At 40.0% G+C, this 10,326-nt stretch carries 12 protein-coding genes; 4 read left to right on the top strand and 8 right to left on the bottom strand.

From position 1 onward, the window contains the following. Positions 1 to 215: 215 nt before the first annotated feature. From ACFFAP_RS30790 to ACFFAP_RS30805, 4 genes are all read right to left on the bottom strand, one after another. Positions 216 to 854: a PAP/fibrillin family protein gene (locus ACFFAP_RS30790; RefSeq protein WP_375514771.1), complete on the bottom strand. Its 639-nt coding sequence runs from the start codon at positions 852 to 854 to the stop codon at positions 216 to 218. A 634-nt stretch (positions 855 to 1,488) separates the two neighbouring features. Beyond that, the gene (locus ACFFAP_RS30795) at positions 1,489 to 2,019 is read right to left on the bottom strand and encodes a hypothetical protein (protein ID WP_375514772.1); all 531 of its coding nucleotides are present in this window, start codon (positions 2,017 to 2,019) and stop codon (positions 1,489 to 1,491) included. Between the two features lie 381 nt (positions 2,020 to 2,400). After that, on the bottom strand, positions 2,401 to 2,913 hold the full coding sequence (locus tag ACFFAP_RS30800; protein ID WP_375514773.1) for a hypothetical protein: 513 nt from the start codon (positions 2,911 to 2,913) through the stop codon (positions 2,401 to 2,403). Between the two features lie 366 nt (positions 2,914 to 3,279). After that, positions 3,280 to 3,573 carry a hypothetical protein gene (locus tag ACFFAP_RS30805; RefSeq protein WP_375514774.1) on the bottom strand — a complete coding sequence of 98 codons (294 nt, stop codon included), beginning with the start codon at positions 3,571 to 3,573 and terminating at the stop codon, positions 3,280 to 3,282. A 276-nt stretch (positions 3,574 to 3,849) separates the two neighbouring features. On the opposite strand from ACFFAP_RS30805, the gene ACFFAP_RS30810 reads away from it, so the two are divergent. Continuing rightward, a complete protein-coding gene (locus tag ACFFAP_RS30810; RefSeq protein ID WP_375514775.1) occupies positions 3,850 to 4,029 on the top strand; it encodes a hypothetical protein in 180 nt (59 codons plus the stop codon). Positions 4,030 to 4,183: 154 nt separating this feature from the next. Here the strand turns inward: ACFFAP_RS30810 and ACFFAP_RS30815 are convergent, their stop codons facing one another. Continuing rightward, positions 4,184 to 5,686, bottom strand: a complete 1,503-nt coding sequence (locus ACFFAP_RS30815) for a Rieske 2Fe-2S domain-containing protein (protein ID WP_375514776.1) — start codon at positions 5,684 to 5,686, stop codon at positions 4,184 to 4,186. Positions 5,687 to 6,060: 374 nt separating this feature from the next. Here ACFFAP_RS30815 and ACFFAP_RS30820 point away from each other — a divergent pair, with 374 nt between their 5' ends. Further along, positions 6,061 to 6,636 carry a hypothetical protein gene (locus tag ACFFAP_RS30820; RefSeq protein ID WP_375514777.1) on the top strand — a complete coding sequence of 192 codons (576 nt, stop codon included), beginning with the start codon at positions 6,061 to 6,063 and terminating at the stop codon, positions 6,634 to 6,636. Beyond that, positions 6,551 to 7,186 (top strand): hypothetical protein, encoded by a 636-nt coding sequence (locus ACFFAP_RS30825; protein ID WP_375514778.1) that lies wholly within the window; start codon positions 6,551 to 6,553, stop codon positions 7,184 to 7,186. Before ACFFAP_RS30820 ends, ACFFAP_RS30825 begins: the two co-directional genes overlap by 86 nt. Here the strand turns inward: ACFFAP_RS30825 and ACFFAP_RS30830 are convergent. Then, entirely contained in the window at positions 7,157 to 7,360 is a 204-nt protein-coding gene (locus ACFFAP_RS30830) for a CopG family transcriptional regulator (protein ID WP_375514779.1), read from the bottom strand. The genes ACFFAP_RS30825 and ACFFAP_RS30830 overlap by 30 nt on opposite strands. 1,027 nt (positions 7,361 to 8,387) lie before the next feature. Between ACFFAP_RS30830 and ACFFAP_RS30835 the strand changes: the two genes are divergently transcribed. Continuing rightward, the gene (locus ACFFAP_RS30835) at positions 8,388 to 8,555 is read left to right on the top strand and encodes a hypothetical protein (protein WP_375514780.1); all 168 of its coding nucleotides are present in this window, start codon (positions 8,388 to 8,390) and stop codon (positions 8,553 to 8,555) included. 88 nt (positions 8,556 to 8,643) lie between these two features. On the opposite strand, the gene ACFFAP_RS30840 is transcribed toward ACFFAP_RS30835, so the two are convergent. After that, the gene (locus ACFFAP_RS30840; protein WP_375514781.1) at positions 8,644 to 8,910 is read right to left on the bottom strand and encodes a DUF1392 family protein; all 267 of its coding nucleotides are present in this window, start codon (positions 8,908 to 8,910) and stop codon (positions 8,644 to 8,646) included. Continuing rightward, a complete protein-coding gene (locus ACFFAP_RS30845; protein ID WP_375514782.1) occupies positions 8,907 to 10,061 on the bottom strand; it encodes a DNA cytosine methyltransferase in 1,155 nt (384 codons plus the stop codon). Before ACFFAP_RS30845 ends, ACFFAP_RS30840 begins: the two co-directional genes overlap by 4 nt. Positions 10,062 to 10,326 lie beyond the last annotated feature (265 nt).

The following is a 10,326-nucleotide window of genomic DNA, read 5'->3' on the forward strand; positions in this document are numbered from 1 at the left end:
TTGCGTTCCTCCAGTAATATTGCTGTTATTGCCTTGTGGCGTAACTATAGAATTGTCAGGTAATGTATTATCTGGAACAATCTGTGCCATCGCCGATGAGGATAATAACACATAAAATAGGAAAGCTAAATGTTGACAAAAAACAAAAGAAATATTTGATTTTTTTTTCATCTGAGCTTTTAATTAACTCTAGTAAGCAAAATTCTCTTTTGTAACTAAGTTGACGGCATAACATCACGACGAAATACAAATAAATTATTTGTTGCACCTCGTCCTACCCTAATTTCTTGATCTAAGTAGGAGGTTATCCATAAAGCTTCTTTCTGTAGGAATTCTAATACTGGTATTTTTAACTCAGGAAAACTCCAATTAGACAACGCAAAGGGTTTTGTCCCTTGTATAGAAAATGAATTAAAGGACACTGTGGCAGTTTTCTCATCCGTACCCGTACCCCATTTCCAATGTCCATTAGCTTGTAACTGCCACTCACCAAAAATGGGTAATTCAAGCTGGGCGCTATTAGAGGCTGAGATTTTTCTGGTATTACTCTCACTAGCCAATGTTTGCCACACGCGTTTAATTTTGATTACACCCATAAAATCTGGAATTGATGCAATCTGACGTGTGACGATTGTCCCACTAGATGCATACACTAATTGCCAGTTACCTAGTAGAGAAGGAAGATAGTTAGGCTGAAGTGGTTGCGGAATAGGACTTATGCCCTCTAACTGTTGTATAAGTTGATCAATAAGTTCGTCAGAGGTTGGAAATAGGCTTTGCTGTAGTCCTAATTTATCTATACGTAATAAAAGCTCAGTTTTTAAAGCAAATCTCGTTGCATTATTCTTTACCATGTCTATATTCTACTTCTATGCTTGAAAGTTACTGTCAATAGTAATTATTAGTCATCAGTGATATTTTTAACCACAATCAGCCCACCAACTAAGTCTGTATGACGCTTGTTACGTATTCAAACATTAGTATAGGTGTTGAAGTTAGCAGTATCCGGGATCTGTATGTTGTAATCGCGGATACTGCCTTTGCTTGTAAGCTAATGCACTACAAATATGTAAGAAATATTGGTGCTTTGATTTGGCAATGCTTGGAATGCCAGCAACGTATTTTTCGTAACTCATAGAAATTATGGAAACTCAGCTAAATCGGGAACACAGGAAACGCAATAGACAATCGTTCTTTATTTAAAGCATTTGCTTATATTATTATTGACAGCGTTGCTAGGAACTGAGAAAAGTAATTTTTTGCAACAAAACTCTCTTTTGTCAGAATTGCTGATTTTGGATTACCTTCACAAGTGAAAATCATGATTTTCATCCTGACTTAAGATACTAACATTTATTAGCTTGATATTAGATGTTTGCTAGCTCAGGAAATTTTAATAAATAGCTAAAGCTGATGACTGGAAGTTGTGAGAACGGCCAATCTTTAACCTCCAAATACTTGCTTTGAGCTTAAAAAAGCAAATACACACTATAATTCGCTTTGGATGTAGCGAAAATTTTTGTCCCCCTTATAGCCAGAAGCTTTAGCTAACTCCTTGAGGTTCTGTACCCCACTATACTGATGTCCATTGATAACCCAAGTTGGTACACCGGGGACTTTCGCAGCTTTGCACCAATCTGGATGAGCGTTTAAACCTCTCTTGTCACATTCCACCTTGATAGTGTCGTTGATAATCTGGTAAGCTTCTTTACCAAAGAGTAATTTTTGCTCATGACAGTGAGGACACCACCAAGCAACGTATTCTTCTGCACCGATGTTGACCAAATGCTGCGCTAGGGCTAGTTCTGCATCACCGGAAGTGGTGGTGATTTCCCAACCAACTCCAGGTTTAGGTCGTTCTTTGGGCAGGAAGAAGATGATTGATGGAGATTTTTGGTTGTTCTTGAAAAGTGTTAGTACTGCTGGTATTGGTGAATAGTGTGCACAGACGGAAGCCGTACTAACACAGATAATGGAGAGTGTTGACAGTGCAAGTGAAACACAGTGTTTGATAGCCATATTACATATATAAGGATGAACAGTGATTGAGTAGTTGTCGAAGCTAACAATTGTATGATTAAGATCATAGTATTTTGTATAACTGATCACATGAAAACAAGATATTATTATTCTTCAAAGGAAAAAATATTACCTCAGCTTCAGTTATCCGTTTTTATCAAGACGTACTTGGGAGTAATTGCATATTTGAAATCATAATTATAAATGACTGTGATTTGATAGCCAGAAAATGTTCATCAGCTAATATTTAAAAATGCCACAGTGCTTGACCAATTAACGGATTGGTTGAGTAAGTAACAAACAAATAAATTTTTAATAGTCTGGTATTTCCTCACTTATCAAATTTGCAGCCAGACGATCAGCATAACTACGAATGTATTGTTATTGATAGTAGTCAGGAGAGCTTTTCACCCAGACATTTTGATTGTGATAAAAATCACCACGCTGTTCTAGTGTAAACCCACCCAGCAATAATCCCAACCATACTTCTACCATCGGCATTTCCAACACACGTTGCAGTTTAACTAAAGAAATCTCATCTTTAACATTTATCAGGTAGTTAGCGATCGCACTTTGCCATTTTGGCACATCTTCATCTGATGCCAGATTGTGGACATCTTCTAAACTTGTCACCTGATCGAGCATTGCCAAAACATTCGCTTTTTCAACAGGTGCTGCTACAGAATCACCCTCCTGGTTAGGATATAAAAATTGGTGTGGGGCGTGTGGTTTAAAGGTTTGTGGTGTTTGCGGTTCAATCAAATCATCTAAATCTAGGTGCATTGTTGTCCGCACTAAACCAGCAAAGAGATCGGTGCTAACAATTGGCCCCAAAAGACTATTGCGATCGCCTACGGCGGGGCGTAGCCCATCGCGGGTATCTTGCAACAGCACTTCGGCACGAGACTTAAGAATATCCGCAATTTGACTGAAGGCAAGCGCTGCGGTTAATAACTGTGCCTTATCTTTTATCCGACATAAACTACGATAAAGATACTCTCCCCCCCAGACACAACACTTTTACCAACATGCGATCGCGGAGGGTGCATGTTGGCAACGGAATAGAAACTATTACGCTACCGATAAATTTTGCTTGTCTTGGTATCGCCTTTGATGCGTAATCCAAGCGATAACCATTTACAGGGTGCTAACTTCCAGTTATAGTTAGCCGTAACTTATTATAAGCACAATGCAACTATAGCTTTGACTTGGTGCAAAGATAGTTTACAAAGTTGCTCAGGCGGTTGTTTTAGTTCCGGTTTAATTCGAGAAGCTATCCACGCGGATATCCCGCCAGACATCAGAAACCTGCCAGCCGGAATTGCCCACAGATTGTACTGGAGGATTGTCAAGGAATGGAACATAGTCAGGAACTCTAGGCTCTGAAATTGCTACTGGTTTCTCCTCAACCTCAACCACAGGGGCTGTATATTTGTCAGTATTAGCTTCAAGAAGTTGGTCTTCTGCTTGTTCGATTAACTTCATCTGTCTCAGGGTAAGCTTGTCGGATTTTTTGATGATTTTCTTGGTATCTATATCATTAGAAGTTTTCATTGGCTGTTCCCTCAAAGGCATTGGCTTAAAATTTGGATGGCAGTAAAGTTGGAAAAAGTGAGGTATGAATAATTGCACGGAATAAACACTCTACTGCAAAACTATGGAAAATACGAGTCCCTTGCTGAAGAAATTATCAATTGAGTAAAAATCTCTTTTTCGGGCAGATGCCCTAGCATAATCTGTTGCACAGATGCCTTAAAGCGATCGCTTTTTTGATCATGACTGTACTTCAAGATTGTTTTGCGGTTTTGACTCCTAATGAGCAGATAATAAATGGTTGAGAGTTTTCGCTGTGGAGGAACAGCGTTGAGAAACTTATCAGCTGATAAAGGCACAATCTTAGTAGAAGAAGCTGCTAATTATACACCCGTGTGCGATTGGGTGTTGAAAGCTGTTCCATTTATTCTCAATTTAAAACCCAAAGATAACGGGATTCCCTTAACCATTTCATGAAGTTCACGCATTCTGTTTGTTAAAAAATAATTTTGAATTAATCAATTTTGGCTTATCGCCCATAGGCACAGGAAATTAGTACAATTTTTGGATACTTACGTTTTCAGCAGGAAAAAGATTTGAGCTAAAGTCTACTAATACTTGAGTTTATCTATTAATCATTGTGTGCGTGTTCAAACTCGTAAACGTAAAATAGGCGACTAAATTTATCAAGCAGGTATCCTAGAAGTACAAATAATGTTGCACCCCCAAGCGCCCACCAGAATCCTCTATGAGGAAAAACCGTTAAAAGTGATGCGGGTATTTGGTTTGCAGATGCTAATGCAGCTTTTACCGCTATAGCTCTTGCATCCAGGATTACAGCAACACATAAGCATAATATAGATAAACAGTAAGCCAACACCCGTAGACGTTTAATATTTTTCAAAGCATCTTTGCAAACTTGACAATGTTGGGTATGAGTTGTCCAGATATCAAAAAGCTTTTGTTTGTCTAATTCCGGCAAGGGAAGATCGGTATTACACCCCCAAGCCCAAGGAATACTACCTCCAGCTTTTTTCTCCAACCATTGGCGAAATGTAATTACCATTTTATCTTGAGGATTGGGTGTATAAACTGCGTTCACCCATTGGCCCTTTTGGCGTTTAGCTAGAATCTTCTGTTGATAATGAAGAAATACTAAGTCTTGGTGTAAGAACAAGGATGACAAAACATGTCCTAGCCAAGTTGGCATTGGTAGTCCAAAGACTCCTAATCCTTTAGGAGTCTTACCCATCTCGTTCTTAACTAAGACCTGACAGCCAATATGACGACACCACCCTGGGCGTGTAGGTGTAGCATACAATGCCAAGATCAGCTTACCACCATCATGTGAAGTAGAAACAATCCTCATCTGACAAGGTGGTTGGAAGTCGTGAATCGCTTGTGAAATCGTGGGGGCAGTCGGTGTAATTTCAAAAGAAAATCCTTCTTGAGTAGACATTTCCTTGATGCAAAGCATATCGTAGTAATTAGCATCTTTATACCGATTGCCAACTAGACCGTGGTGGGAAACAGGGACATGGGCTGGGTCAGCTACATTTTCCATGAAAAAATCCCATCCATAGGGTAGGTCACGTATATTCCAAAATAGATGAACTACTCTGTCGGAGTTTTCTTCAAGTTCTGGAATAATTCGTGGTGTCCTCAATTGACTTTCAAGCTGTGCTTCAGAACCAGACTCAGCCCAAACCCACAATAAACCCTGCCGTTCTTGTGTTGGATAACTAATTGCAGATGACTTTGAATTTGAGCAGTGCTTCTTTGATGTCTCCTGATCTTTCGACTGGGGAATGCTCACACAGTTTCCCTGCGAATCAAAACGCCAAGCATGATAAGCACATAAAAGTGTGCCATCAGGCTCAACACGCCCTTCTGAAAGAGGAGCTAGTCGATGGGGGCAACAATCTTCAAATATTGACCATTTACTCAAACTGTCTCGCCACAAGACTAAATCTTTTCCTAATAACTGTATTGCATGTGGGCGAGATGGATCTAGAAAATTCACAACTGCTACTGGATACCACTGCTTTGTCCATTGAAATACTTCTTCTTTGTTTTGATTCAATGGAATGCTTGCGTTATCCATATTCCCTTGAAAATCTATTTTTATGGTCATGTGTGTTCTTTTATGTTTTTGAACTAATTAAGTTAGAGCTGTTTAATATTTAATATAGTTGCAATTCCAGGTATGTTCTTTTCTACTTAAAAAACTTTCTTCGCTTGCCTGATGACATAAAAACTATGTATCCCTTCAAACACCCCTTCAGGAGACAGTTGCTCAAAACAACAGCAATTGGTGAAAATGCCATTGCAGTTTGACGCATCAGTTGAAAAGTAATTACAACTAAGTAACTAGTAAGTAAAAAATTATACTTTAATAGTAAAGTTGAATGCAGATACGGTAATTTTATCTCTCAACTAGTGCTAGTGTACTATAAAAGTGATATTGTATTTACTTTCTTGAAAATGATGTAAAAAACGAGACTGTTTGTGGTGGAGCTACCCTTGGGACAAGAATCTGTCGCTAGAACTAGGAAAATAGTTCACGTAGATATGGATGCTTTTTACGCATCGGTAGAGCAGAGAGATAACCCTAGCTACCGAGGTAAACCGTTAGTAGTCGGTGGCAGTCCCAATCAGCGAGGCGTAGTTGCAGCAGCCAGTTATGAAGCTCGTAAGTTTGGGATTCACTCAGCAATGCCGTCAGTAACAGCTTTTGCCAAATGCCCTGGACTTATCTTTGTCAGACCGAGATTCGACGTTTACCGAGAAGTTTCTACAGCAATCCACGCCATATTCAAACGCTACACTGATTTAGTGGAAGGGGTCGCTTTAGACGAGGCATATTTGGACATTACTGAAAACAAGCAAAACATCCCCTACGCTTCTACTATCGCAAGATACATCAAAACTGCAATTTTTGAAGAAACGAAGTTGACGGCAACCGCAGGTGTGTCGATTAACAAGTTTAAGAGCAAAAATGGCATCAGGGCAGAACAAACCCAATGGGTTGACAGTGATTTTACCCCAAGATGCAATCGCGTTTGTAGAGCAGCTGCCAATTGAAAAGTTTCACGGCATTGGAGAGGTGACGGCGGCGAAGATGCATTCACTCGGTATTCATACTGGCGCAGATTTGAAGCAGCGTTCGCTGACTGAGTTAACACGCCATTTTGGGAAAGCAGGGAATTATTACTACAAAATTGCCAGGTCAGAAGATGACCGTCCAGTTGAGGCGAATCGGGTTCGCAAGTCCATCGGTGCAGAAAATTCGTTTGCAAATGACCTAAGCGATGTTGGTCAGATGTTGCAAGAAATTGAACAGATTGCCTCCGTTGTGGAGCAACGGTTGGAGCAACACGAAACGCGAGGACGTACATTAACCCTAAAAGTCAAGTTTTCTGATTATCGCCAGATAACACGTAGTAAAACAGCGATCGCTCCAATTAGTGAAGTAGATACAATTTTTGAGATAGCGAAAATACTGTTTTTATCGATTGACTTAGAGAACCGCAGTATCAGGTTACTGGGAATTTCTTTGTCCAATCTGGATAATGCCAAACAGACCCAAGTGATTCAACTGCCATTATTTCAGAATGGGAACATCATATTTTAGCGTAAGTGTAGTCTGTTCAGACGCTGACAACTCGGTTATGGAGAGAGAGCGAATCAACTCCCGAATCACATCAGTTGCAGGTCTACCTGTACTTGCACAATATTTTTCAAGTTTTTCGCTTTCAGCTGATGCAAGATTTATTGTGATTCGTTTGACAGCCCATTTTTTGTTCATAACTGCTTTATTGATAAAAATTCATGAATTATCTAGACTTTAAATGCCTTGTGCAATACTTAACAAATATATAGATGTTAACCACAGCATCCTTGCCGTAAAACTATTTTTAGCACATCTTCCCCAGGGTATTTACTTGTAATCCAAAACTTCACTAATCAATCATCTATATGAACTTTATAACATTTGAAACGAGCTTGTATTTTTTGTAAATATTGTTAAGCAAAGCGTAATTGGAGTGAGCCTTGCAAGAGGCGTATAATCAGCAAGTATTGCCAATTGAAATTAGTAAACCTTATCTTCATGCAATTGCATCTAATATTCATTTGCTCTTTACCCAAAGGTAAAATTGACTAACTACTCTGGATATAGACTTTCATTTAAGCACTATATTTAACTCCATAACTTAACGAAACCTTAATGCCTCAAGAAAATTTTCTAGGAGCATTAAGGTTTAATAATTTTGGTTCTTCAGTATCTATTATGCCAAGTTATTAGTTAGATATCAAAAATAAGCTCGAAAATAAAGCTCAAAAGCTCAAATTAGTGCTAATACCAATTCTGTATGAAGATGCACAGAATATTAAACGAATTGCCAAGTACGCCATCGCGTAGCGTCTCGTTAGAGAAGAGCGTCAAGAATAGAGAGTTACTCATTTGGTGCAGCTTCACATTAAATTGATATAAACCCATAAATAACTAGTAAATAATGTTGATTTCCTTTGCCTAGTAAGGGCTTTATGATTTTTAAAAGGTAATTTAGCATAATATATTAATTTTCATTCAGTCAGTGCTTAATTTAGATATCTGAAATTATTAATTTTGGTTTTTAGGGGTAAACATTTGTTTAGGAATAACTAGAGGCAACCCCTGACTTGGATACAACTATTTGTTTGTTTTCTCTTGACTTACACTACAGTTATGATAATCCCTTCGATCAGCAGCCATTATAGAAAATAAAACTACTCTTCTTATTGAGCGAAAGTTTATAATATTCTATAAAGATGATTAAAGATGATTAAGAAAAATGATTAAGCCTAAAAATGTGTATCGCGGACACTCAATGGAAAAAGTTGGTCACGGGAAAAGAGCGGTATTTAAAACAACTATCAACGAAAAAGAATGGTCTGCTGTGACTGAATTAGAGGTAAAAACAGCAATTGATGCTTGGATTGATCAAGGAATAGAGCCTTAGTTATTGGCCTACATAGCTTAAAAATGCCCTGGATAATCCGAATTGGGAGGCCATCGCTATGAAACCGAAACTCGACCAACTCACCCAATCAAAACACAGGTTTTTCTTTAGTAACCGGTTGTAAATTACCAGTTCCAATGAGTTCATTACCCGAAACAGTAATGTTGTCATAAAGAGTAAAAACCTCATATTTCCAGCCTTGCTCCGACCATTCCACGCCAATACAGTAACCGAATGCTTTAGCTGATTTGACATAAACCTGTTCAAGCAGACTGACCAGCAAGGGCGGGATTGGTTGACCCCAAGGTGGTGAGATGTACCAGCACTGTTCTAAGTTTTGAACAAGGTTAGTCATACAGTCACTCCGAATAATTTGCTCTGTGCAGAGATAAATAGTTGTGTTGCGAAACTGGGAGGGACAGAATAGCCGATAATTGACCCCGCCGTAGCAGTCTCGTTGGGAAACTCGTACCAACTGGGAAACCCTTGCAAAATTGCAGCCCCTTCAATAGACAAAGACTTGACACTACCATCAGGCAACCAGATATCAGCGAATTTGCTTCGGTTGCAACCTTTGTGATCGGTGAAGTGCGATCGCAATATCGTGTTACAGGGCAAGTGTGCAGGTTTATACTTGGACTGTGAACGTCCCCCAACTCTTTCTATTAGCAATGGTGTTGGCACGTTTCCGGCTAAAAATTTCTCCAAAGCTTGTTGCTGTTTGGGCAACAGGTGTGAATCAGCCATTGCAGGTATTAGATGAGCGATTGCCGAGTACCAACCACAAGATTTAGCTCCCGTAGGTAGCGCAACATGAAGACCCTTGCTTGCAATCAAGACCAACCGCCGCCGCGCCTGGGGCAACCCAAAGTCAGCCATGTTGACCACGCTGTAATCGACCGAGTACCCCTCTTGCTCCAAAGCTGACAGAATGATACTGAAACTCTGACTGTTCTGATAGCGCGGCACATTTTCGAGCGTGAACACCCGTGGCTGCAACTGTCGGATGCCTTCTGCTACTGCGATCGCAGCCGTCAGATCGTCGTTAGTTTCCCCACCCTTACCCGCCTTAGCTGTGTGAGCTTGGCTAAAGTTGGCACACACCGGGGAGGCGTGGAGGTAATCGGGGCGGCGGGGGAAACCTAAAAATCCTGACTGTGCTACTTCTTGCACTGTTAGTTGGATTATTTTACAGCCATACTCGCTAAAGTTGTGTTGATGGGTTTTGGCGATCGCCCGACTTAGCTCTGGTTTGCTTGGGTCGAACTCCACTGCGATGACTGGACGAATCCCCGCTTGCACCATCCCCGCCTCAATCCCGCCGCCACCAGCAAAAAGTACTACAGCGATCGGGGCATCATCTGGCAGAACTGGTTTTATTTTTGTGTTATCAAAATTTTTGCAGACATCTAAAATTTTTGGTGATGTCTTTTTGGATTTCGCTTTTTTGATAAAGGTGATGATATTCTCTCGTGTTGCCCCCTGTTGTTGTAGTGTCCGAATCATTGGGACAGCGCCAGGGGGAATTGAACCGATACTTCGCCCTTTCCATAATCCATCAACTCGTTCTTCCCAGTTAAAACCCCATCGCCACTGAGTCGGGTTGTTTGGGTCACGTTGGCCTATAACTCGTGGGTAAAAAACTATTGAGCCATCAAGTAGCTTTTTCTTTTCGAGATACGGATAGAGGCATCCTTGGCTATGCAGTTGTGAAGCTCTAAGGGACTTCCAGGAAATAAAGTATACAGTTAATAAAAATGATAATCATTAC

Origin of the sequence: uncultured Nostoc sp., from assembly GCF_964245575.1 — a bacterium.
Classification (GTDB): Bacteria; Cyanobacteriota; Cyanobacteriia; order Cyanobacteriales; family Nostocaceae; genus Nostoc.

Excerpts from the sequence above, each read along its gene's own strand:
- ACFFAP_RS30830 (WP_375514779.1), bottom strand. The coding sequence starts at position 7,360 with ATGAACAAAAAATGGGCTGTCAAACGAATCACAATAAATCTTGCATCA.
- ACFFAP_RS30835 (WP_375514780.1), top strand. The coding sequence starts at position 8,388 with ATGATTAAGCCTAAAAATGTGTATCGCGGACACTCAATGGAAAAAGTT.
- ACFFAP_RS30815 (WP_375514776.1), bottom strand. The coding sequence starts at position 5,686 with ATGACCATAAAAATAGATTTTCAAGGGAATATGGATAACGCAAGCATT.
- ACFFAP_RS30840 (WP_375514781.1), bottom strand. The coding sequence starts at position 8,910 with ATGACTAACCTTGTTCAAAACTTAGAACAGTGCTGGTACATCTCACCA.
- ACFFAP_RS30825 (WP_375514778.1), top strand. The coding sequence starts at position 6,551 with ATGGCATCAGGGCAGAACAAACCCAATGGGTTGACAGTGATTTTACCC.
- ACFFAP_RS30795 (WP_375514772.1), bottom strand. The coding sequence starts at position 2,019 with ATGGCTATCAAACACTGTGTTTCACTTGCACTGTCAACACTCTCCATT.
- ACFFAP_RS30810 (WP_375514775.1), top strand. The coding sequence starts at position 3,850 with ATGGTTGAGAGTTTTCGCTGTGGAGGAACAGCGTTGAGAAACTTATCA.
- ACFFAP_RS30805 (WP_375514774.1), bottom strand. The coding sequence starts at position 3,573 with ATGAAAACTTCTAATGATATAGATACCAAGAAAATCATCAAAAAATCC.
- ACFFAP_RS30845 (WP_375514782.1), bottom strand. The coding sequence starts at position 10,061 with ATGATTCGGACACTACAACAACAGGGGGCAACACGAGAGAATATCATC.
- ACFFAP_RS30790 (WP_375514771.1), bottom strand. The coding sequence starts at position 854 with ATGGTAAAGAATAATGCAACGAGATTTGCTTTAAAAACTGAGCTTTTA.